The organism is Pseudomonas sp. Larv2_ips, assembly GCF_963879675.1.
Classification (GTDB): Bacteria; Pseudomonadota; Gammaproteobacteria; order Pseudomonadales; family Pseudomonadaceae; genus Aquipseudomonas.
The window spans coordinates 1,485,707-1,509,830 of the sequence record NZ_CAWOAW010000027.1; the positions used below are offsets into that span (position 1 = coordinate 1,485,707).

Below are 24,124 nucleotides of genomic sequence, written 5' to 3' on the forward strand. Positions count from 1 at the left end.
GCCTGCTCACCAGAACAAGCTCGCTCACCACACCAAGCCCTTTCCCCACACTCAGACTCGCCGCGCAAACGTATCACTGTGGCTGCCCGACACCTTGCGGCAATGCACCAGCGCATCACGAATCATGAAGTTCACCAGGGTCGGCGAGACGCCGAGTTCCTTGGCGATGTCCTTTTGCGGCACGCCGTGCAGGCGATACATCTCGAACGCATAACGGGTGCGTTGGGGCAATTGCGTCAGGGCGTCGGCGATGTTTTCCAGGGTGTTGAAATTGATGTGCGAGGTTTCCGGTGAAGCGCCGTGAATGACCACATTCAAGCCTTCCTCCTCGGTCCCGGAGTATTTGAGTTCCAGGGCCTGCTTGCGGTAGTGATCGATCGCCAGGTTGCGCACGATCTGGAACAGATAACTCAGTTGGGCCTTGAACGATGAGGTGATCGTCGGCGCCGATTGCAGTCTGAAGTAGGCGTCCTGAACCACGTCTTCGGCGCGCGAGCGGCAGCCGGTAATGCGTGCCGCGATCTTCACCAGAATCAAACGATTGTCGACGAATGCCTGGAGAAGCGGTGAGTCGCACCTGCCTGTGGATACTTGTTCCGTCATGGAAATCACCTTGTCGCAAAAGAGGTTAGGGGAGGGCGTCCGTGCTGAGGCCTCCTACACATCGGGCAACAAATTATGCTTAATGATAATGATTGTCAAATGAGAAGACGAACTAATCTTATGCCTCTCTGAAAGGTGTGAACCCGGTCTCGCGCTTGCCCGCAGACTAATTATTTGCCGGCACCGTCCGTTCTCATGGGTGACAGGTCCGTTAACAAACGGCCAAGGATCAGCGCCCGCAGGAGGACGACATGGGTTTGTACGGTGCATACAGCATGTTTCAGTTTGGAGCCTTTAGCCTATCGGGCACCCTCAGCCTGATGAGAGCGCTCAACCGATGAGTGCCGCCACGCGACTGCGCCTGTTTTGCCTGCCCTATTCGGGGGCCAGCGCCATGGTCTATGCGCGTTGGCGTCGGGCTCTGCCGGAGTGGTTGCAAGTGTGCCCACTGGAATTGCCGGGGCGCGGCATGCGTATGGATGAGCCGTTGCAGCGCGACATCAAGGCTTTGGCAGCGCAGTTGGCAGATGAAATCAGCCGTGACCTGAACGGCCCGTATGCCCTGTTCGGCCACAGTCTCGGCGGCCTGCTCGCCTTCGAATTGGCCCACGCCCTGCGCGAGCGCGGTGTGCCTGAGCCGCTGGCGTTGTTTGCCTCCGGCACTGCCGGCCCGGCGCGCCGTGATGTGAGTGACTACGCCATTGAAAAAACTGACCAACAACTGATCGCCCGCCTGCGCGAACTGCAGGGCACTGCTGAAGAGGCCCTGGCCAACCCCGAATTGATGCGGTTGATGCTGCCGATTCTGCGCGCCGACTTCCTGCTCTGCGGCAGCTTCACTTACGGCCAGCGCGAACCGCTGGGCATGCCGATCCACGTGTTTGGCGGCAAGCAAGACAGCGTACGCGCCGACCAGTTGCTTGACTGGCAGGCCGACGCCGCCAGCGGCTTCTCTCTGGACATGTTCGACGGCCACCACTTCTTTCTCGTGCAGCACGAAAGCGCCGTGCTGCGTTGCCTGCGGCGCTACGCCGAGGAGCACCTCGCACGCTGGCGCAATGGCGCGGCGCGGCAGCTGGCCGCCGGCTAAGCGCTCTCTATTTCTCGATTTTCCCGTAAGCCGATTTCAGGCAGGAACCCCATGATGGACGCCTTCGAACTTCCCCGCACTCTGGTCCAGTCCCTTCAACGTCGCGCCGCGCAGACCCCGGACCAGGTGGCCCTGCGCTTCCTCGCCGACTGCGCCGAGCAAAACGTTGTGCTCAGCTACCGTGACCTGGACCAGCGCGCCCGCACGATCGCCGCCGCCTTGCAGGCCAATGTGGCGTTGGGCGAGCGCGCGGTGCTGTTGTTCCCCAGCGGCCCGGACTACGTCGCGGCGTTTTTCGGCTGCCTGTACGCCGGGGTCATCGCAGTGCCGGCGTATCCGCCAGAGTCCACGCGCCGGCATCACCAGGAGCGCTTGTTGTCGATCATCAGTGACGCCGAACCGCGCGTGCTGCTGACCATCGCCAGCCTCGGCGACGGCCTGGCGCAGATCGAAAACGCACCCCCGGTGCTGAGCGTCGACACCCTGGAGGCACAGCTCGCCGAGGGCTGGGTCGAACCCGAACTGCACGCCGATGACATCGCCTTCCTGCAATACACCTCCGGTTCCACCGCATTGCCCAAAGGCGTGCAAGTCAGCCACGGCAACCTGGTGGCCAACGAAGTGCTGATCCGTCGTGGCTTCGGCATCGACCTCAACCCGGATGACGTGATCGTCAGCTGGCTGCCGCTGTACCACGACATGGGCCTGATCGGCGGCCTGCTGCAACCGATCTTCAGCGGCGTGCCGTGCGTGTTGATGTCGCCGGCGTACTTCCTTGGCCGGCCGCTGCGTTGGCTGGAGGCAATCAGTGAATACCGCGGCACCATCAGCGGTGGCCCGGATTTCGCCTACCGCCTGTGCAGCGAGCGGGTCAGCGAATCAGCCCTGGAGTGCCTCGACTTGAGCACCTGGCGCGTGGCCTATTCGGGCTCTGAGCCGATCCGCCTCGATACCCTGGAACGCTTCGCCGAGAAGTTCGCGACGTGTGGCTTCACCCCGAACAATTTCTTCGCCTCCTACGGCCTGGCCGAGGCAACCCTGTTCGTCGCTGGCGGCACCCGCGGCCACGGCATCCCGGCCTTGCGCCTGGATGAACAGGCGTTGGCCGCCAACCGCGCCGAACCGGGGCAGGGCAACGCGATCATGAGCTGCGGCACCAGCCAGCCGGAGCACGCGGTGTTGATCGCCGACCCGCACACGCTGAGCGAACTGCCGGATAACCACGTCGGCGAACTGTGGGCCAACGGCCCGAGCATCGCCCACGGCTACTGGCGCAACCCGCAAGCGTCGGCCAAGACGTTTGTACAGCACGCCGGCCGTACCTGGCTGCGCACCGGCGACCTGGGTTTTATCCGTGAGGGCCAGGTGTACATCACCGGCCGCCTCAAAGACCTGCTGATCGTGCGCGGCCATAACCTGTACCCGCAGGACATCGAACACACCATCGAGCGCGAAGTGGAAGTGGTGCGCAAGGGCCGCGTCGCCGCTTTTGCAGTGAATGACCAGGGCCTGGAAGGCATCGGCATCGCCGCCGAAATCAGCCGCAGCGTGCAGAAAATCCTGCCGCCCGACGCGCTGATCAAAGCCATCCGCCAGGCCGTGGCCGAGGCGTATCAACAAGCCCCGAGCGTGGTGGTACTGCTCAACCCCGGCGCCTTGCCGAAGACGTCCAGCGGCAAGGTGCAGCGTTCAGCCTGCGCGATCCGCCACGCCGACGGCAGCCTCGACAGCTATGCGCAGTTCCCCGAGCTGCAAGCGCACGTGAGCGATGCGGTGTTGGAATCCGGCCTGCAAAACCAGATCGCCGCCATTTGGTGCGAGCAGTTACAGCTCGCAACCGTCGCGGCGGATGACCACTTTTTCCTGCTCGGCGGTAACTCCATCACCGCCACCCAAGTGGTCGCGCGCCTGCGCGAAACCTTGGGGCTGGAGCTGAACCTGCGCATGCTGTTCGAAGCGCCGACCCTTGCGAGCTTTGCCGCAAGCGTTGCGCAATTACAGCAGGACGGCGGCGTTGCTCAAGGCGCGATTCATGCCTTGTCGCGCCAGGACGACCTGCCGCAATCCCTGGCGCAAAACCGCCTGTGGATCACCTGGCAACTCGACCCGCAGAGCAGCGCCTACACCATCCCCGGCGCCTTGCGTTTGCGCGGCGAGTTGGACGAAGACGCCGTGCGCGCCAGCTTCCAACACTTGATCGAGCGTCATGAAGCCCTGCGTACGCGTTTCTACGAGCGCGACGGTCAGGCCTTCCAGCGTGTGCAGGCAAGCGCCGAATTCGACCTGCAAATTATCGACCTCAGCGACCTGCCTGACGCCGAGCGTGAGGCTCGCGCGCAGCAGATCCGCGAAGACGAAGCGCGCACCCAGTTCGACCTGGAAAAAGGCCCGCTGCTGTGGGTGACCCTGGTGCGCCTGGACGATGAAGACCACCAATTGCTGGTGACGCTGCACCACATCATCGCCGACGGTTGGTCGCTGAATATTCTCATCGACGAATTCTCGCGCCTGTATGCCGCCGCGACGCAAGGCCAGACTTTGGAGCTACCGCCACTGGCCCTGCAATACGCTGACTACGGCAGCTGGCAGCGCCAATGGCTGGCTGAAGGCGAAGGCCAGCGGCAACTGGCGTACTGGAAAACCCAGTTGGGCGAGGAGCATCCGAGCCTGAGCCTGGCCACCGACCATCCGCGCTCGGCGCAACAACGCCACAGTGCGTCGCGCCATAGCGTGCGCCTGGATGCCGGCCTCAGTGCAGCCGTTCGCCAGGCCGCCCAAGACCACCAAGCCACGCCGTTCATGCTGTTGCTGGCGGCGTTTCAAAGCCTGCTCTACCGCTACAGCGGCCAGCGCGATATCCGCATCGGCGTGCCGAATGCCAACCGGCCGCGCCAGGAAACCCAAGGCTTGATCGGTTTCTTCATCAACACCCTGGTGCTGCGCGCCGAGCTGGACGGGCGCCTGCCGTTCAATCAATTGTTGGCGGCCACCCGTCAGGCTGCGCTGGGCGCCCAGGCGCATCAGGACCTGCCGTTCGAACAACTGCTGGAAGCCTTCCCGCACGCCCGCGAACAGGGCCTGTTCCAAGTCATGTTCAACCACCAGCAACGCGACCTGAGTGCCTTGCGCCGCCTGCCGGGCATGCTCGCCGATGAGTTGCCCTGGCACAGCCGCGAAGCCAAGTTCGACCTGCAACTGCACAGCGAAGAAGACCGCAACGGGCGCTTGAGCCTGTCGTTCGACTACGCCGACGAATTGTTCGACCGCGCAACCATTCAGCGTCTCGCCGAGCACTACATCAACGTGCTGCACGCCGTGTGCGAGCAACCGCAACAGGCCATCGGCGACTTGCAGCTGATGCAAACCGACGAACAACAGCCGTGGAGTGGGGCGCCGTGCACGCCAGCGCAGCAGTGGCTGCCCGAGCTGCTCAGCCAACACACCGCGGACAACACCGCGCTGGTCTGGCACGACGGCAACCTGAGCTTCGCCCAACTGCACACCCAGGCCAATCGCCTGGCCCATTACCTGCGCGACAAGGGCGTTGGCCCGGATATGTGCGTGGCCATCGCCGCCGAACGCTCGCCGCAACTGTTGATCGGCCTGCTGGCGATCATCAAGGCCGGTGGCGCCTATGTGCCGCTCGACCCGGATTACCCCGCCGACCGCCTGGCCTACATGCTCCAGGACAGCGGCGTGCACCTGCTGTTGACCCAAACCGCACTGCTCGAGTTGCTACCGGCACCCGAAGGCGTGTGCGTGATCGCCATGGACAGCCTGCACCTCGACAGCTGGCCGACCCAGGCACCGGGTTTGCATCTGCAGGGCGACAACCTCGCCTACGTGATTTACACCTCCGGCTCCACCGGCCAACCCAAGGGCGTGGGCAATACCCATGCGGCGCTGGCCGAGCGTTTGCAGTGGATGCAAGCCACGTATCAACTCAACGACACCGATGTGCTGATGCAAAAAGCGCCGATCAGTTTCGACGTGTCGGTATGGGAGTGCTTCTGGCCATTGATCACCGGTTGCCGCCTGGTGCTGGCCGGCCCCGGCGAGCATCGCGACCCGCACCGCATCGCGCAGTTGGTGCAGGAACACGGCGTAACCACCCTGCACTTTGTGCCGCCGCTGTTGCAGCTGTTTATCGATGAGCCGCTGGTGGCCGATTGCACCAGCTTGCGCCGCCTGTTCTCAGGCGGTGAAGCCTTGCCCGCCGAACTGCGCAACCGCGTCTTGGCACAGTTGCCGGCGGTGAAATTGCACAACCGTTATGGCCCGACGGAAACCGCGATCAACGTCACCCACTGGCAGTGCCAGGCCGAAGACGGCGAACGCTCGCCGATTGGCCGGCCGCTGGGCAATGTGATCTGTCGCGTGCTGGACGAACACCTCAACCCATTGCCGGCCGGTGTGCCGGGCGAATTGTGCATCGGCGGCATCGGCCTGGCGCGCGGTTACCTCGGCCGCGCCGGGCTGACCGCCGAACGTTTCGTCGCCGACCCATCGGGCGAGGCGGGCACACGCCTGTACCGCACCGGTGACCGCGTGCGCTGGAGCGCTGACGGCGTACTCGAATACCTCGGCCGCCTCGATCAGCAGGTCAAGCTGCGTGGCTTTCGCGTGGAACCGGAAGAAATCGAAGCACGCCTGTTGGCCATGGACGGCATTGCCCAAGCCGTGGTGCTGGTGCGTGACCAGCAGTTAATCGGCTACTACACCGCCAGCACCGCACTGGACGAGCAGCAGGTAAAAACTGCCCTGGCCGCCGAGCTGCCGGAATACATGGTGCCCGCGCAACTGATGCGTCTGGATGCGATGCCGCTGAGCCCCAGCGGCAAACTGGACCGCCGTGCATTGCCGGCGCCGGTGTGGCAAACCCGTGAACACATCGAACCCCAGACTCCGTTGCAGCAGCAGATTGCGGCGATCTGGCGCGAAGTCCTCGGCCTGCCTCGCATTGGCCTGGGCGACGACTTCTTCGCCCTCGGTGGCCACTCGTTGCTGGCCACGCAAATCATCTCGCGCACCCGCCAGGCCTGCGACGTCGAGCTGCCGCTGCGCACCTTGTTCGAAGCCAGCGAGCTGGGCGCCTTTGCCGAGCAAGTCGGCCTGATCCAGGCCACAGGCCAGCGCAACCAGCAAACCGCTATCGCCAAGGTCGACCGCAGCGCGCCGGTGCCGCTGTCCTATTCCCAACAGCGCATGTGGTTCCTGTGGCAGATGGAGCCGGACAGCCCGGCCTACAACGTGGGCGGCATGGCGCGCCTGCGTGGCGTGCTGGACGTGGGGCGGTTCGAGGCGGCGTTGCAAGCCCTGATCATGCGTCACGAAACCTTGCGCACAACCTTCCCGAGCGTCGACGGCGTGGCCCAGCAAAAAGTCGCCAGGCAAACCGGACTGCGCATGGATTGGCAGGATTTCTCGGCGCTCAATGAAGCCGAGCGTCAGCTGCGCCTGCAACAACTGGCCGACCACGAAGCCCATACGCCTTTCAACCTGGAAACCGGGCCATTGCTGCGCGCGTGTCTGGTCAAGGCCGGCGAGCAGGAACACTACCTGGTGCTGACCCTGCACCACATCGTCACCGAAGGCTGGGCGATGGACATCTTCGCGCGTGAACTCAGCGCGCTGTACGAGGCCTTTATCGACGAGCGCGACTCGCCGCTGGCGCCGTTGCCGGTGCAGTACCTCGACTACAGCGTGTGGCAGCGCCAATGGCTGGAGTCCGGTGAGCGCCAGCGCCAACTGGACTACTGGATCGGGCAGCTTGGGCATGAGCATCCACTGCTCGAACTGCCCGGCGACCGCCCGCGTCCGCCGGTGCAAAGCCATCAGGGCGAGCTGTACCGCTTTGACCTGAGCGATGAACTGGCCGCCCGCGTGCGCGCCTTCAATGCCGAACGCGGCCTGACCCTGTTCATGACCATGACCGCCACCCTGGCCGTGTTGCTCTACCGCTACAGCGGCCAGACCGACCTGCGCATCGGCGCGCCGGTGGCCAACCGGATTCGCCCGGAAAGCGAAGGGCTGATCGGCGCGTTCCTCAACACCCAGGTGCTGCGTTGCCAGCTCAATGGGCAGATGAATGTCGCTGAATTGTTCGAGCAGGTACGCCACACCGTGATCGAAGGCCAGTCCCATCAGGACCTGCCGTTCGATCATTTGGTGGAAGCCCTGCAACCCCCGCGCAGCGCGGCCTACAACCCGCTGTTCCAGGTGATGTGCAACGTGCAGCGCTGGGAATTCCAGCAGAGCCGCCAACTGGCCGGCATGACCGTCGAGTACCTGGCCAACGATGCGCGCGCGACCAAGTTTGACCTCAACCTGGAAGTCACCGACCTCGACCATCGCCTGGGTTGCTGCCTGACCTACAGCACCGACCTGTTCGACGCGCCGCGCATTGCGCGCATGGCCGAGCATTGGCGCAACCTGCTGGAAGCGTTGATTGCCAACCCGCAACAGCTTCTCAGCGAACTGCCTCTGCTGACGGCCACCGAGCAGCGCGCGCTGCAAAACAGCTTGGGCATCGAGGCCGGTGAGCACCGCCTCGACCAGTGCATCCACCCGCTGTTCACGCAACAGGCGATTAATCGTCCCGATGCGCCCGCGCTGACCTTTGCCAGTGAAACCCTTACCTACCGCGAACTGGACGCCCGCGCCAATCGCCTGGCGTGGATGCTGCGCGAGCGTGGCGTCGGCCCACAGGTGCGCGTCGGCCTGGCGTTGCCGCGTTCTCTGGAAATGGTGATTGGCTTGTTGGCGATTCTCAAGGCCGGTGGCGCCTATGTGCCGCTGGACCCGGAATACCCGCTGGACCGCTTGCACTACATGATCGAAGACAGCGGCATCGGCCTGCTGCTCAGTGATGCGGCGATGTTCGAAGCCCTCGGTGAACTGCCGGCGACGGTGGCGTGCTGGTGCCTGGAAGATGACCTGCCGGTGCTCGCCAATTACCCGGCCGACGAGCTGCCCTTTATCAGCTTGCCGCAGCATCAGGCGTACTTGATCTACACCTCAGGTTCCACCGGCAAGCCAAAAGGCGTGGTGGTGTCCCACGGTGAAATCGCCATGCATTGCCAGGCGGTGATCGAGCGCTTTGGCATGCGTGCGGACGATTGCGAACTGCACTTTTATTCGATCAACTTCGACGCCGCCACCGAGCGTTTGCTGGTGCCGCTGCTCAGCGGTGCGCAGGTGGTTGTGCGGGCCCAGGGCCAGTGGGATGCCGAAGAAATCTGTGCGCTGATTCGCACCCATCGCATCAATATCCTCGGCTTCACCCCAAGCTATGGCAGCCAGTTGGCGCAGTGGCTGGCGACTCAGCAGCAAACCTTGCCGGTGCGCATGTGCATCACCGGCGGCGAGGCGCTGACTGGCGAACACTTGCAGCGTATCCGCGCAGCGTTCCAGCCCGAGGTGTTTTTCAACGCCTACGGCCCGACCGAAACCGTGGTCATGCCGCTGGCCAGTCTGGCGCCGGAGCAGTTGGAAGAGGGCGCTGGCAGCGTGCCAATCGGCAGCATCATCGGCGCCCGCGTGGCCTACATTCTCGACGCCGACCTGGCGCTGGTGCCGCAAGGTGCGACCGGCGAGTTGTATGTCGGCGGGGCCGGTCTGGCGCAGGGTTACCACCAACGCCCGGGCATGACCGCAGAGCGTTTTGTCGCCGACCCGTTTGCTACGAATGGCGGGCGTTTGTACCGCACCGGCGACCTGGTGCGCCAACGCGCCGACGGCCTGGTGGAGTACCTGGGCCGTATCGACCACCAAGTGAAAATTCGCGGTTTCCGCATTGAGCTGGGAGAAATCGAAACCCGCCTGCTGGAACACCAAGCGGTGCGCGAAGCGGTGGTGCTGGCACTGGATTCGCCGAGCGGCAAACAGCTGGTGGCTTACCTGGTCAGCGACGCCGACCACGCCACGCTGCGCGACGCGCTCAAGGCACACCTCAAGACGCAACTGCCGGACTACATGGTGCCTGCGCACCTGATCGTGCTGGACAGCATGCCGCTGACCGCCAACGGCAAACTCGACCGCCGCGCCTTGCCGCAACCGGACCCGGAGGCGAACCGCCAACACTACGTGGCGCCCCGCAACGAACTGGAGCACACCCTGGCCGCGATCTGGTGCGCCGTGTTGAACGTGCAGCAAGTCGGCCTGGACGATAATTTCTTTGAACTGGGCGGCGACTCGATTCTGTCGATCCAGGTGGTCAGCCGTGCGCGGCAGGCCGGGATTCACTTCAGCCCGCGCGACCTGTTCCAGCATCAGACCGTGCAAACCCTGGCGGCCGTGGCCACGCGGTCCGAGCGGGTCAGCGCCGAACAAGGGGTGCTGACGGGCAGCTCGGGCCTGACGCCGATCCAGCATTGGTTCTTCGATACCGCGATGCCGAATCGTCAGCACTGGAACCAGGCGTTACTGCTCAAACCGCTGCAATTGCTCGACCCTCATCGCCTGGAGCAAGCGCTGTTGGCGGTACTGGAACACCACGACGCCCTGCGCCTGAGCTTTACGCCGCGCGATGCCCAATGGCACGCCGAGCACATGGCCGTGCCGCAAGGTGGCGTGCTGATGCAGGCGCAAGTGCGCGATATGGCGCAGTGCACCGCGCTGTTCACCGACACCCAACGCAGCCTCGACCTCGAACACGGCCCGCTGCTGCGCGCTTTACTGGTAGATGGCCCGCAGGGTCAGCAACGCCTGCTGATCGCGATTCACCACTTGGTGGTGGATGGCGTGTCGTGGCGCGTATTGCTTGAAGACCTGCAAGCGGCCTATCGCCAACTGAGCGACGGCCAATCGGTCAGCTTGCCGGCCAAGACCAGCGCCTTGCGCGATTGGGCTGCGCGTTTGCAGGCCTATGCGAGCAGTGAATCCCTGCGTGAAGAGTTGAGCCTCTGGCAAGACCGGTTGGCCGGTCCTGCGGCGGTATTGCCGGTGGATCGCCCACACGGTTCGCTGCTCACTCGTGATGCCGACACGGTCAGCGTGCGCCTGGACGCGCAACATACCCGCCAGTTGCTGCAACAGGCGCCAAGCGCTTATCGCACTCAGGTCAACGACCTGCTGCTGACGGCCCTTGCCCGTGTGCTGTGCCGCTGGAGTGGTCACGATTGCGCGCTGATCCAGCTGGAAGGCCATGGCCGTGAAACCTTGTTTGATGACATCGACCTGACCCGCAGCGTCGGCTGGTTTACCAGTGCTTACCCACTGCGCCTGACCCCGCAAGCAGAGCAGGGCGCTTCGATCAAGGCGATCAAGGAGCAACTGCGCGGCGTGCCGCACAAAGGTTTGGGCTATGGCGTGCTGCGTTACCTGGCGGACGATCTGTGCAAGCAGACCATGGCTGCACTGCCAAGCGCCGACATCACCTTCAACTACCTCGGCCAGTTCGACCAGAGCTTCGGTGCCGATGCGCTGTTCCACCCGCTGGATGAGCCCGCCGGCCTGGCGCATGACTCAGAGGCGCCGTTGCCCAATGAGTTGAGCGTCGACAGCCAGGTGTACGGCGGCGAACTGGTGCTGCGCTGGACCTTCAGCCGCGAGCGCCACGATCAACAGACCATTCGCGAGCTGGCCCAGGCTTACCTGGACGAACTGCAAAGCCTGATCGCGCATTGCCTGAGCGACGCTGCCGGCGGCCTCACGCCGTCGGACTTCCCGCTGGCGCACCTGACCCAGCCACAACTCGACAGCCTGCCGGTGCCGGCCAGCGCCATCGAAGACGTGTACCCGCTGACGCCGATGCAGGAAGGCCTGCTGCTGCACACCCTGCTGGAGCCCGGCACGGGCCTTTACTACATGCAGGACCGCTACCGCATCAACAGTGCGCTCGACCCGCAGCGGTTTGCCCAAGCCTGGCAGGCGGTGATCGCGCGTCACGAAGCCTTGCGCGCATCGTTCTGCTGGAACGTCGGCGAAGACATGCTGCAAGTGATCCATAAGCCGGGCAGCACGCCGATCGAGTACCTGGACTGGAGCGCCGATCCGCAAAGTGAGCATGAACCCCGTCTGCAAGCCTTGCTCAAGGCCGAGCGGGAAGCCGGTTTCGATCTGCTCAACCAGGCGCCGTTTCACCTGCGCCTGATCCGCGTCGGTGAAGCGCGCTACTGGTTCATGATGAGCAACCACCACATCCTCATCGATGCCTGGTGCCGTTCGCTGCTGATGAATGACTTCTTTGAGATTTACATGGCTTTGGGCGAAGGTCGCGAAGCACAGTTGGCCACACCGCCGCGCTATCGCGATTACATTGCCTGGCTGCAACGCCAGAACCTCGCCCAGGCACGCCAGTGGTGGCAGCACAACCTGCAAGGTTTCGAGCGCACCACACCGATCCCGAGCGACCGGCCGTTCCTGCGTGAACATGCGGGCCACAGCGGCGGCATGGTGGTGGGCGACTGCTACACCCGCCTTGAGGCACGCGACGGTGCGCAACTGCGTGAACTGGCGCAGGCCCATCAACTGACCGTCAACACCTTCGCCCAGGCGGCGTGGGCGTTGGTGCTGCGTCGCTTGAGTGGCGAGCGTGACGTGTTGTTCGGCGTTACCGTGGCCGGGCGCCCGGTGGACATGCCCGAGATGCAACGCACTGTCGGCCTGTTCATCAACAGCATCGCGCTGCGGGTAAAACTGCCTGAAGACGGTCAGCGCTGCAGCGTGCGCCAGTGGTTGAGCGGCTTGCTAGACAGCAACATGCAGCTGCGCGAGTACGAGTACCTGCCGCTGGTGACCATCCAGGAACACAGCGAATTGCCCAAGGGCCAACCGCTGTTCGACAGCCTGTTCGTGTTCGAGAACGCGCCGGTGGAGGTCTCGGTGCTGGACCGCGCGCAAAGCCTGAACGCCACCTCGGATTCCGGCCGCACCCACACCAACTTCCCGTTGACCGCAGTGTGCTACCCGGGCGATGACCTCGGTTTGCACCTGTCCTACGACCAGCGTTACTTCGACGAAAGCACCGTGCAGGGCATGCTCGGCGAGTTCAAGCGCTTGCTGCTGGCGCTGGTGCAGGGCTTTCATGGCGACATGGCCGACCTGCCGCTGATCGGCGAGCAAGAGCGTGAATTCCTGCTGGAGGGGTGTAACCAGAGCGCGCATGACTACCCGCTGGAGCGCAGCTATGTCGAGCTGTTCGAGGCGCAGGTGGCCGAGCATCCGGAGCGCATCGCCGCCAGCTGCCTTGACCAGCAATGGACCTATGACGAGTTGAACCGTCGCAGTAACGGTTTGGGTCACGCGCTGATCGCAGCAGGCGTTGGCCTGGATCAACCGGTGGCGTTGCTGGCCGAGCGCAACCTCGACCTGCTTGGCATGATCATCGGCAGCTTCAAGGCCGGCGCCGGTTACCTGCCGCTGGACCCAGGCCTGCCCAGCCAGCGCTTGAGCCGCATCATCGACTTGAGCCGTACGCCGTTGCTGGTGTGCACCGAGGCGTGCCGCGAGCAGGCGATTGAGCTGCTGGACGGTACCGACTGCCAGCTGTTGGTCTGGGAGGAAGTGCCGGGCCGTGGGGAAAATCCAGGTGTCTACAGCGGCCCGGACAACCTCGCCTACGTGATCTACACGTCGGGCTCCACCGGCCTGCCCAAGGGCGTGATGGTCGAACAGCGCGGCATGCTCAATAACCAGTTGAGCAAGGTGCCTTATCTGGACCTGAGCCCGACGGATGTGATCGCCCAGACCGCTTCGCAAAGCTTCGATATTTCCGTGTGGCAGTTCCTCGCTGCGCCGCTGTTTGGCGCGCGGGTCGATATCGTGCCGAACACCCTTGCCCATGACCCGCAAGGTTTGCTGGCCCATGTACAGGCCCAGGGCATTACTGTGCTGGAAAGCGTACCGTCGCTGATCCAGGGCATGCTCGCCCAGGAACGCATGAGCCTGGACGGCCTGCGCTGGATGCTGCCGACGGGCGAAGCGATGCCGCCGGAGCTGGCGCACCAATGGATGCTGCGTTATCCAGACATTGGCCTGGTCAATGCTTATGGCCCGGCGGAATGTTCGGATGACGTGGCGTTCTTCCGCGTCGATCTGGCGTCAACCCAAGGCACTTATTTGCCGATTGGCACCCCGACCGACAACAACCGGTTATACGTGCTCGATGGCGCACTGGAGTTGGTGCCACAGGGCGCGGTCGGCGAGCTGTGTGTGGCAGGTACCGGCGTGGGCCGTGGTTACGTCAGCGACCCGTTGCGCACGGCGCAGGTGTTTGTGCCCAACCCGTTTGGCGCACCGGGCGCGCGTCTCTACCGCACCGGCGACCTGGCACGTCGGCGCAGCGATGGCGTGTTGGAATATGTGGGGCGTATCGACCACCAGGTGAAGATTCGCGGCTACCGCATCGAGCTGGGTGAAATCGAAGCGCGTCTGCATGAACAGCCGCAGGTGCGTGACGCCGCGGTGGGGGTACAAGAGGGCGTCAACGGCAAGCACTTGGTGGGTTACCTGGTGGCGGCGGATGAAAGCCTCAACCCGAGCGAGCGCCTGGACCGCATCAAACAACGCCTGCGTGCTGAGCTGCCGGAATACATGGTGCCACTGCACTGGTTATGGCTCGAGCGCCTGCCGCTGAACGCCAACGGCAAACTCGACCGCAAGGCTTTGCCGACCCTGGAGATCGGCCAGTTGCACAGCCAGGACTACCTGGCGCCGCGCAACGCACTGGAAACCACGTTGGCGGCTATCTGGGCCGAGGTGCTGAAAGTCGACAGGGTGGGCGTACAGGACAACTTCTTCGAGCTGGGTGGGCACTCGTTGCTGGCCACACAGATTGCCTCCCGGGTGCAGAAAAGCCTGCAGCGGGATGTACCGTTGCGGGCGATGTTCGAGTGCAGCACGGTGGCGGAGTTGGCCGAGTACATCGAGGGGTTGGCGGCGAATGAAATCAGCGCCGAGAAGGTGGATCGGTTGAGTGATTTGATGGCGGAGTTGGAGGGGCTTTAAGGAAACCCGGAGCGCCTGGCGGTGAGCGTGCTGTGAGTCGAAACGAAAACGACTTCCAGCATTGCTCAACGCAGCATCCACATCAGCGCCGATAGGGGCCTTTAGCCAGGTGGCACGTGGGTCTGCTGCCTCTCAGGATCACGCTGGCCTGCCGCATTCTTGGGTGAGTTGGGAGCATGAGTAATTGCGGCATCGACGAGGGTGCCTTGGCGCGGGCGCCGATCTGTCTCGCCGCCAGGCCAATGCCTCATCGCATGCACACGAGCATCACTTAGGAGAGGGCAAAGGCGATTTTGATCGAAAGTGTGGTTATTTGCGCCTTGATTTGTAGGAAATTGCCCTCTAGTTGCGTAGGTTATTTCCATAATACTGTTTTTATATACAGTGTTTTGGGGGTGGTCGTCTCATCAGAAGAAAATGAGCGAGAAACGGGCCGGTGGAAAAAAAAAGCAGCTTCGTTAGTTTGAGGTTCTCTCCTTCAAGAAAGGAGAGTTCTTAATCAAATCAATGGAGTCAAAAATGAACCAACCACAAACCCAGACACCTCTTCGTCATGGTCGTGTCACGTCCCCTTCCAGCCGTGGCGCCGTCGCCGTGGATCTCGGCCTGCTGGCTACCTGGCAGGTCAATGAAATGGAAGGCGGCAAGAACTTTCCGGCACTGATTGCCGGTCCGTTCCCGGCGCCTTATCAAACCGACAGTGACAGCGTCACCCCACCAGCCGACGGCTTCATCCTCAGCGGCGGCAAGACCGATGCCCGTGACTGCGTCAACTTCACCAACGAGGAAATGGCCAAGAAACTCAACCGCGCCTTCACCTGGCCGCTGCTCAATGTCGACCCGGGTCAGACCTTCAAGGTCACCTGGGAATACACCGCGCCGCACACTACCCGTGGCTATCGCTGGCTGATCACCAAGGATGGCTGGGATCCGAAACAGCGCATCACCCGCGCACAACTGGAAACCCAGCCGTTCGCCGAAGACTTCTATACCCAGGTGCCGTACTTCAGCCATGCAGGTGAACTGAAGGCCAAGGTCAATCACGAAGTGAAACTGCCGGCCAACAAGAAGGGCAAGCATGTGATCGTGTTGATGTGGATCGTCGCCAACACCGGCAACGCGTTTTATCAAGCCTTCGACGTGGACTTCAAATAAGCCCGCGCCGTTAAACCCATACGTTCTGAAGGATTAGAACATGACCAAGATTGACTTCACCTTATTGAAATCGCCGCTGAACGATGTCGCTTCGCTGATGCCGAGCATTGCCGGCAAAAAGATCCTCATGGGCTTCTGGCACAACTGGCCTGCCGGAGCGAGCGACGGCTACCAGCGTGGCCAATTCGCCAATATGAACCTGTCGGACGTGCCGAAGTATTACAACGTGGTGGCTGTGGCCTTCATGAAAGGCAACGGTATCCCGACGTTCAAGCCGTACAACCTTTCCGACGCCGAGTTCCGCCGTCAGGTGGGCGTGCTAAACAGCCAGGGCAGGGTGGTGCTGATTTCCCTTGGCGGCGCCGATGCACACATCGAGCTGCATAAAGGCAACGAACAGCCACTGGCCAACGAGATTATCCGCCTGGTGGAAACCTATGGCTTTGATGGCCTGGACATCGATCTTGAACAGAGCGCGATTGATTTCGCCGACAACAAGACTGTCCTGCCCGCCGCGTTGAAACTGGTCAAGGACCATTACGCCAGTGAAGGCAAACACTTCATTATCAGCATGGCGCCGGAGTTTCCTTACCTGACCACCGCCGGCAAATACGTCGGTTACATCCAGGCGCTGGAAGGCTACTACGACTTCATTGCCCCGCAGTATTACAACCAGGGGGGCGACGGGATCTGGGTGCAGGAGGTCAACAACGGCAACGGTGCCTGGATTGCCCAGAACAACGACGCGATGAAAGAGGATTTCCTGTTTTACCTGACCGAGAGTCTGGTGAGCGGAACGCGAGGGTTTACCAAAATCCCGGCGGACAAGTTCGTCATTGGTCTGCCGGCCAACGTCGATGCAGCCGCCACCGGTTATGTGATCAACCCTGCAGCCGTGACCAATGCATTCAAGCGTTTGTACGACAAAGGGTTGCCGATCAAGGGCCTGATGACATGGTCGGTGAATTGGGACAACGGGATCAGCAAAGACCATGTGCCCTACAACTGGGAATTCAGCCGCCGTTATGGGCCGTTGATCCAAGGCACTCATCTGTCTGGCCTCGGTGAGGATGAGGCGGATCTCGACGTCGCCAATCGGCGGTAGCGCAAAGAGACATCTGGCAGACGTGCCTGATCTCAAACAGCTGTGTTTATGATCTGATCGTTGGCTTTACGAAATAGAATCCGATGCCTGTTTGGGCATCGGATTTTCTGCGTCAAGGCTCAAGTCTTCATCAGTTTTTTATGAATTTGCGTTGCTCGTTTTATGTTGCGCAGGCCTGAAGCATTCTCAGGAAAACGCCGATTACTTCGGCCCCAGAATCTTCGCCAGTTTGTCCGGCGACGGCGCGCCTTGCTGTTGCTGCAACCCGCCCTTGTCATCCAGATAGAAAATCGCCGGCGTCGCCGACAATTCCAGCTCTTCCATCAACTTCATGTTGGCATCGAGCTTGGCTTCGATGTCCGCCGGGATCTTGTCCAACGCCTGCAATTTGCTGCCTTTACCGGCGGCTTCGTGTTCTTCCAGAGCTTTTTGCGGGTCTTTGGCGGCGAACAGCGCAGCCGACTTGCCCGGGCTGTCCTCACGGATAATGCCCACCATGATGTGGCGCAACTGCACCTTGCCGGCTTTTACCCACGGCCGTGCCTGTTCCCAGAACATGTTGCAGTACGGGCAGTTTGGGTCGCTGAACAGGTAGATGATACGTGGCGCGTTTTTATCGCCGTCCTGAATCCAGTTGCTGTGTTCCATCTTGGCCCAGACTTCCTTGGCCATCGGCGCGTACACCAGTTTTTCCAGGGGCGCGCTGCTCAGGTCTTTACCCTCGGCGTCGTACAGGTTGCCGGCGATCACACTTTTACCGTCGGCGGTCAGGTACAGCGCCATGCCACGGTTCTGGTATTGCGCGGCGTAGCCGGTGAGACCGCTGGGCGCATCGAACTTGCCAAGAATCTTGGCGCCTTTGGCTTCGATCTGTTTGATCGGTGCCGGCCAGTCTTCGGCCTGGGCCAGGGTGGCCGCGAGCGTCAGCGGCAGCAGGGTCAGCAGGTGGCGGAGGCTTGGCATGTCGGTTTCCTTTCAGGGGCGGTGTCGAAGGGTTCCATGGCGCGGGCCAGGCTGGCTTGGGACAGCTCACCGAGGTGGCTGTTGATCAGGCGCCCATCGGCTTGGTAGAACAGCGTGGTCGGCAAGGCCATGGAGCCCACGGCCTGGCCGAGTCGGCCGCTGGCGTCAAACAATACGTTGTCGAGGGTCAGGCCTTGGGTCGCGAGGAAGGTGCTGACGCTTTGCATGCTTTCGGCCTGGTTGACGAACAGGAAGGTCACGTCGGGGCGCTGGTGCTGGGCGCGCTCCAGTACCGGCATTTCCCGGCGGCACGGTGGGCACCAGGTGGCCCAGAGGTTGATCACCAGCGGGCCGCCTTTGTAGTCGGCCAGTTGCACCACGTCGCCATTGGCGTTGCGCAAGGTGATATCCGGCAGTTGCGCGCCTTTGTCGTACAGGCTCAGGGATAAGCTGGTCAGGCCCCAGAACACTAAACCGGTGACCACGCCGGCGCTCAACGGTTTGCGCAGGGCAGGGCGGCGCCAGCCGTATAACAGCGCGCCGAGTACCAGTGCAATCACGCCGGGCCAGGCGAGGAAACCGCCGTCGCGCAGGTCGACCATCTGCAGGGGATCGCGGCTGTAATCGCTCCAGTACATCACGACAAAGCTGACGCGCGCGGCCAGCATGCCCAGCAGGAACAGGGTGAACAGCACCGATTCTGGGTTTTCGCCGCCACGCTTGGCCACCCGCCAGCCCACCAGGGTGGCGAGTATCAACGCGCTGATCAGCAGGATGTGATTCAGGGCGATGGCGAAGGTGCCGATGGTCAGGGTCAGCATCAGCGTGCGTCTCGGGTTTGCGTCCAGCGTTGCAAAAAGGCGGCGGCATCCACTTCGCCGGTGATGCGTTGGGCGCGGCGTTCTTCACCGTCCGGGCCGATCCACACAAAGCTCGGTGGCCCCGGCACCTTGTAGCGACCGAGCAGTTCACGGCTGGCAGCGTTGTCGGCGGTGACGTCGAGGCGCAGCAGGCGCACATCTTTCAGGGCGTCCATCACCTCAGGTTGGCCAAATACCTGTTTTTCCATGATCTTGCACGACACGCACCAGTCGGCGTAGTAATCCACCAGCACCCATTGGCCCTGGGCTTTGGCACTGTCGAGCTGGGTTTGCAGCACGGCCGGGTCATTGATGGTCATGAACGCGTCATGGGCGCTCGGTGCGGCGGCAACCCGCGAGCCACCGTAGACCTTCAGCGGTTGCCAGGGGTCGTCGCTGCCACCGGCCGCGCCCACCACCAGCACTGCGCCCCAAAGGCCCAGCACCAGGGAGCCGGCGCCAAACACTTTGGCCGCCAGCCCGTATTCGCGCGCCAGGCCCCAGCCGCAGTAAGCCATCACCAGGGCCAATACGCCCCACAGGCCGAGCCACAGGCTTTCGCCGACCACCGGGCGAATCATCAGCACCGCGATGCCCAGGAACAGGAAGCCGAAGACGCCCTTGAGCACGTTCATCCAGGTGCCCGGTTTCGGCAGGAAGCGGTTGCCCACCGTCACCAGCAGCAACAGCGGGATGCCAATGCCGATGCCCATGGCGAAGAGGATCAGGCCACCGTGCAACGCATTGCCGCTCTGGGCGATATACAGCAGCGCGCCGGCCAGTGGCGCAGTCATGCACGGCCCCACCAGCAAGCCGGAGAGCGCACCGAGCATGCCGGCGCCCACCAGGCTGCCACCGCTTTGCTGACGGCTGACGTTGTCCAGGCGATCACGCAGGAAGGCCGGTAATTGCAGTTCAAAGAAACCAAACATTGGCAGGGCGAGGATCACAAACAGCGCGGCGAAACTGCCAAGGATCCAAGGCGTTTGCAGCCATGCAGCGAGGTTGCCGCCGAGCAGCGCGGCCAGTACGCCCAGCGCTGCATATACCAGCGCCATGCATATCACGTAGCTGCTGGCCAGGGCGAAACCACGACGCGGGCTCGCGCCACTGCCGACCACCAGGCCTGCCAGAATCGGCAGCATCGGCAGCGAACACGGGGCAAATGCCAGCAGCAGGCCCAGACCAAAGAACACCAGCAGGCTCCAGCCCAGGCTGCGCTGTTGCAGGCCGCTGGCCAGGCTCTGGTCCTGGGCTTGTGCGGTGGCGGCGACGGCGGGGTTGCCGCCCAGGTCCACGGTGATCGACTGCGGCGGGTAGCACAGCCCCGCATCGGCACAACCCTGCCAGCCGAGCTTGACCTGGCCGGTGGCGCCGGCCGGAATCTTCACTTCCAGGCCCTGGCGATACACTTGCTGTTCGCCAAAGAACTCGTCGCTGTGGGCTTCGCCCTGCGGTAACGCCGGTTTGCCGGCCAGGCCGTCGAACTTCATGCGTTGCTGGTACAGGTAGTAACCGTCGGCAATCTGCCAATACAGCTGGGTTTCGCCAGACTCCAGGCGTTCGGAGGTAAAGGTGAAGGCTTTGCCCACCGGGAGGAAATCGGGTTTGCTTTCAAAAGGGTTGCCCGGCGCGGCCTGGGCGAATCCCGCGAACATTACCAGTAGAAAGGTAAACAGATGCCGCATGGTCAAGCCTTAGTTTGGTGCAAGTTAGGGACACAATGTGTGGCGTTGATTAACCGATGATTAACCGGGGGCTATTCTAAAGTGAAGGGCGTGTCTGAGCGCGCCTCTTTTCACGGCATAATCGGCGCTTAATCCGCTGCACCTTTAATTCTCCCCATCTTTCATGAAGGGTTCACCATGCACGTACTGGTCTGTGAAGACGACGAACTGATCGCCAGCGGCATCGTGGCCGGCCTTGGCGCCCAGGGCTTTACCGTCGAACGCGTGGCCACGGCCGCGGCTGCGCGGGCGATGCTCAAGGCGGCCACGTTCGACATCATGGTGCTCGACCTCGGCTTGCCCGACGAAGACGGCCTCAAGCTGCTGCAACAACAGCGCAGCCAGGGACTGGAGATTCCGGTGCTGATTCTGACGGCGCGGGATTCTGTGACCAACCGTGTCGACGGCCTGCAGGCCGGTGCCGACGATTACCTGCTCAAGCCCTTCGACCTGCGCGAGCTTGCCGCCCGCCTGCAAACCCTGCTGCGGCGGGTGGCGGGGCGCCGGGTCAACCTGATCGAACACGGCCGCCTCGCCTACGACCCCAGCAGCCGCGAAACCTTCCTGGGCGGCGAGCCGGTGGATCTTTCCCGTCGCGAACAAGCGTTGTTGCAGGCCTTGTTGCATAACAAAGGCCGGGTGCTGTCCAGCGAACAGCTCAAGGACAGCGTCTACGGTTTCAACGACGAACTGGAAAGTAACGCCCTCAACGTGCATATCCATCACCTGCGGCGCAAATTGGGCAACGGCATCGTCGAGACCGTGCGCGGCCTCGGTTATCGCCTGGGCACGGCCGACGGTGGCGTGGCCGATGATGGAGAACACGCCTCGTGATGAGCCTGCGCCTGCGCCTGACGTTCAAGCTGGGCGCTGCTTTCGTGCTGATCTGGCTGCTGGCGGCGGCCTGGATGCTCAACGATCTGCGCAACCAGATGATGTTTTCCCTCGACCAGCGTCTGGTGGCGTCGGCGCGCATGGTCGCGGGGCTGACGGAGCAAATGCCGGGCCTGGCCAGTGTGAGTGGCGGTACGCACCTGCGCACCGAGCAACTGAATGTGCCGGGGGGCATGGCCTGCCAGGTCAGCTCCCTGCGTGGGGAAATTCTGGCGCGCAGCCACATGACCCCGGATGAAGGCCTGGAGTCGCGCAAGAGTGGCTTTCGCGATCAAGTCATCGACGGCGTCGGCTGGCGCAGTTTCACCCTGTCCCGGGGTGACTTGTTGATCACCACGGCCGACCGCCAGGTGGAGCGCGAGGCGCTGAACCTGTCGATCCTGCTGGCGGCTTCGGTGCCGGTCGGCGTGGCCTTGTTGGGTTGCCTGTGCCTGCTGTGGCTGGGCATCGGCCAGAGTCTGTTGCCGCTCAACCGCATGCGTGACGCGTTGATGCGCCGCAGTGCCGATTCGCTCGAACCCTTGCAGATTCACCCCCTGCCCAGCGAGCTTAAACCGCTGCTCGACACCCAGAACCAACTGTTGCAGCGCATCGCCAAGACCATCGAGCGTGAGCGCCGCCTCACCGGTGATGCCGCGCATGAGTTGCGCAGCCCGCTGACGGCGATCAAGACCCACCTGCAAGTGGCGCGCATGACCGACGGCGCGGCGCGCGACCAGTCTCTGGCCCACGCCGAGGAGGGCGCCGACCGCCTGCACCGCACCCTTGAGCAATTGCTGCTGCTGGCGCGGGTGGAAGGCAGCCTGTCGTTCGATGACGGCCTGCAATCGAGCGCTGAACAAGTCGCACGGCTGGCGATCCAGGATGCCAACGCCGGCGACAACCGGCGTATCGACCTGATCCTGTCGGCCAACCTCACCGAGACGCCGGTGGAAATGCCGGTGGCCCTGGCGGTCGCAGCCTTGCGCAACCTGCTGGATAACGCGCTGCGCCATACGCCGGCTGATACCCGTGTCGAACTGAGTGTGTTCACCACTGCCGACACGGTGGTGTTCCGCGTGCGTGATCATGGCAAGCAGATTTCCAGTGAGGACCTGCAATACCTGACCCAACGCTTCTGGCGCAATGGCAGCAGTGAGGGCTGCGGGCTGGGTCTGGCGATTGTTCAGGCGATCGTGCAGCGCTGTTCCTGCTCGCTGAAATTCGACAGCCAGGTGGATGGTTTGCGGGTCGACCTGGGGATGCCGTTGCGGCGCTGAGTACTTTTCTTCAAGCACCAAATAGTTACCGCCTGCCTGACATTCTTCCCTTCAGGATGGCGGTAATTTTTTTGCGCTTGAGCGGGCTGAATGACTCGGCCTGTACTGAAAAGGACGGTTCTTATGTTGGTGGTCGATAGCAGTTTCCCTGCCAGGGGTTTCAATGAGCGTAACGCTGAGCCCGTGCGGCACGTGGTTTTGCATTACACCGCAGCGCCCTTTGCTTCATCCCTGCGTACGCTCACGCAAGACGGTGTCAGCGCTCACTACTTGCTGCCGGATCCGGATGACCCTGGCTACCGCGCCACCGGATATGACGAATTGCGGGTGTTTCGGCTGGTGGACGAGGATAAGCGTGCGTGGCACGCCGGGGTCAGTCATTGGGGTGGGCGGGATGATCTCAATAGCCGGTCGATTGGTGTCGAGGTTGTTAATCTGGCGCGGGATGAGGGGGGCGTGTTTACGTTTCCAGCGTATGGCGAAGAACAGGTTGATGTGCTGATTGCGTTGGTTCGCGATGTGCTTGGGCGCTATCCGCAGATTGGGCCTGCCGATGTGCTCGGGCATTCGGATGTTGCGTATTGGCGCAAGAGCGATCCGGGGCCTCGGTTGCCTTGGCAGCGTTTGTTCGAGGCTGGGGTCGGGGCCTGGTTTGATGAGACGACGCGGGGCATGTATCAGCGGCGGTTTTGTCTTGGGTTGCCGCCGGAGGTTGAGGTGGAGCGGGCGTTTCAGCGGTATGGGTATAAGCCGGCCCAGAATCGCCGGGCGTTTGAGCTGAGGACGCGGGCGTTTCAGATGCACTTTCGGAGTCGGGATTATGGTGGGATTTTGGATGGGGAGACGTGTGCGATTTTGTATGCGTTGAATGATCGGTATCGGGGGCTTTGAGTGCGTTTTTTTGGGGGGGTGTGTATATATCCGTTGCTGCGGTAACGGCCGCTTAGGGTTCCGCTCTTACAGCGGGTCACTTTTGGCAAACGCCCCAAAAGTAACCAAAAGGTCTTTGCCCCACCACTCGGCCCCTCGCTTGGGCTCGGTGTGCCCTCACTCCGGCTTGAATCCGTGGGCCGCCGCGACGGGCCATCCATGGCCCAACGCGGCTAACCCGGCGTCCTGCCGGGTTACCCACGGATTCAAGCCTGCGTTCGGCCAGCGTGGTTGACGGGGCCTGTCAGATCAAAGTCAAAAGCAAAGCACGGCGGCCTAGTAGCCGACCTGAGTGGTTGAAGCAAAAGCACAGCAACACACCTCTATCTGATGCACTGCGATCCAAATGTGGGAGCGGGCTTGCTCGCGAAGGCGGTGTGCCAGCCACACATGAGCTGACTGACCCACCGCCTTCGCGAGCAAGCCCGCTCCCACAAGTTGACCGAGTTCAACCGCCAACACCGCTCTGCTTGGCTTTTCTGTGGGAGCTGGCTTGCCTGCGATGCAGACAACTCGGTGTGTCAGGCACACCGGGTTGATGCCATCGCAGGCAAGCCAGCTCCCACTTTTGACTGAGTTCAGCCTTCAAG

Annotated in this window: 10 protein-coding genes and 1 pseudogene; 7 read left to right on the forward strand and 4 right to left on the reverse strand. The window is 62.6% G+C overall.

The window, feature by feature from the left end; genetic code table 11:
* Positions 1-51 precede the first annotated feature (51 nt).
* The gene (locus tag AACV02_RS23700; protein WP_032904207.1) at positions 52-603 is read right to left on the reverse strand and encodes an RNA polymerase factor sigma-70; all 552 of its coding nucleotides are present in this window, start codon (positions 601-603) and stop codon (positions 52-54) included.
* Between the two features lie 337 nt (positions 604-940).
* On the opposite strand from AACV02_RS23700, the gene AACV02_RS23705 reads away from it, so the two are divergent.
* The 4 genes and pseudogenes from AACV02_RS23705 to AACV02_RS23720 form a co-directional block, all read left to right on the forward strand.
* Complete coding sequence (locus tag AACV02_RS23705) at positions 941-1,693, forward strand: thioesterase II family protein (RefSeq protein WP_119742339.1); 753 nt, start codon at positions 941-943, stop codon at positions 1,691-1,693.
* A 51-nt stretch (positions 1,694-1,744) separates the two neighbouring features.
* Entirely contained in the window at positions 1,745-14,641 is a 12,897-nt protein-coding gene (locus AACV02_RS23710) for a non-ribosomal peptide synthetase (RefSeq protein ID WP_119742341.1), read from the forward strand.
* Between the two features lie 519 nt (positions 14,642-15,160).
* Positions 15,161-15,796, forward strand: coding sequence for a lytic polysaccharide monooxygenase auxiliary activity family 9 protein (locus tag AACV02_RS23715; protein WP_119742343.1), 636 nt, complete (start codon positions 15,161-15,163; stop codon positions 15,794-15,796).
* A gap of 40 nt (positions 15,797-15,836) precedes the next feature.
* Positions 15,837-16,835, forward strand: a pseudogene (locus AACV02_RS23720) (chitinase); the annotation flags it as partial.
* Positions 16,836-17,102: 267 nt separating this feature from the next.
* Here AACV02_RS23720 and dsbG read toward each other — a convergent pair.
* From dsbG to dsbD, 3 genes are read right to left on the reverse strand one after another with little or no spacing between them, the layout of a single operon-like run.
* The gene (gene dsbG, locus AACV02_RS23725) at positions 17,103-17,864 is read right to left on the reverse strand and encodes a thiol:disulfide interchange protein DsbG (RefSeq protein WP_119742347.1); all 762 of its coding nucleotides are present in this window, start codon (positions 17,862-17,864) and stop codon (positions 17,103-17,105) included.
* Positions 17,840-18,685 carry a TlpA disulfide reductase family protein gene (locus AACV02_RS23730; RefSeq protein WP_106576499.1) on the reverse strand — a complete coding sequence of 282 codons (846 nt, stop codon included), beginning with the start codon at positions 18,683-18,685 and terminating at the stop codon, positions 17,840-17,842. Before AACV02_RS23730 ends, dsbG begins: the two co-directional genes overlap by 25 nt.
* Positions 18,685-20,412 carry a protein-disulfide reductase DsbD gene (gene dsbD / locus AACV02_RS23735; protein WP_119742349.1) on the reverse strand — a complete coding sequence of 576 codons (1,728 nt, stop codon included), beginning with the start codon at positions 20,410-20,412 and terminating at the stop codon, positions 18,685-18,687. The genes AACV02_RS23730 and dsbD overlap by 1 nt, the downstream gene beginning before the upstream one ends.
* 177 nt (positions 20,413-20,589) lie before the next feature.
* Here dsbD and AACV02_RS23740 point away from each other — a divergent pair, with 177 nt between their 5' ends.
* The 3 genes from AACV02_RS23740 (at position 20,590) to AACV02_RS23750 (ending at position 23,495) form a co-directional block, all read left to right on the forward strand.
* Complete coding sequence (locus tag AACV02_RS23740) at positions 20,590-21,285, forward strand: response regulator (RefSeq protein WP_106576501.1); 696 nt, start codon at positions 20,590-20,592, stop codon at positions 21,283-21,285.
* Positions 21,285-22,604, forward strand: a complete 1,320-nt coding sequence (locus tag AACV02_RS23745; RefSeq protein WP_119742351.1) for an ATP-binding protein — start codon at positions 21,285-21,287, stop codon at positions 22,602-22,604. The genes AACV02_RS23740 and AACV02_RS23745 overlap by 1 nt, the downstream gene beginning before the upstream one ends.
* Positions 22,605-22,727: 123 nt before the next feature.
* On the forward strand, positions 22,728-23,495 hold the full coding sequence (locus AACV02_RS23750; RefSeq protein ID WP_119742352.1) for an N-acetylmuramoyl-L-alanine amidase: 768 nt from the start codon (positions 22,728-22,730) through the stop codon (positions 23,493-23,495).
* Positions 23,496-24,124 lie beyond the last annotated feature (629 nt).

Bases quoted from the DNA above. Each gene is read 5' to 3' on its own strand.
- AACV02_RS23730 (WP_106576499.1), bottom strand. From the start codon at position 18,685: ATGCTGACCCTGACCATCGGCACCTTCGCCATCGCCCTGAATCACATC.
- AACV02_RS23710 (WP_119742341.1), top strand. From the start codon at position 1,745: ATGATGGACGCCTTCGAACTTCCCCGCACTCTGGTCCAGTCCCTTCAA.
- AACV02_RS23715 (WP_119742343.1), top strand. From the start codon at position 15,161: ATGAACCAACCACAAACCCAGACACCTCTTCGTCATGGTCGTGTCACG.
- dsbG (WP_119742347.1), bottom strand. From the start codon at position 17,864: ATGCCAAGCCTCCGCCACCTGCTGACCCTGCTGCCGCTGACGCTCGCG.
- AACV02_RS23700 (WP_032904207.1), bottom strand. From the start codon at position 603: ATGACGGAACAAGTATCCACAGGCAGGTGCGACTCACCGCTTCTCCAG.
- AACV02_RS23745 (WP_119742351.1), top strand. From the start codon at position 21,285: ATGAGCCTGCGCCTGCGCCTGACGTTCAAGCTGGGCGCTGCTTTCGTG.
- AACV02_RS23750 (WP_119742352.1), top strand. From the start codon at position 22,728: ATGTTGGTGGTCGATAGCAGTTTCCCTGCCAGGGGTTTCAATGAGCGT.
- AACV02_RS23705 (WP_119742339.1), top strand. From the start codon at position 941: ATGAGTGCCGCCACGCGACTGCGCCTGTTTTGCCTGCCCTATTCGGGG.
- dsbD (WP_119742349.1), bottom strand. From the start codon at position 20,412: ATGCGGCATCTGTTTACCTTTCTACTGGTAATGTTCGCGGGATTCGCC.
- AACV02_RS23740 (WP_106576501.1), top strand. From the start codon at position 20,590: ATGCACGTACTGGTCTGTGAAGACGACGAACTGATCGCCAGCGGCATC.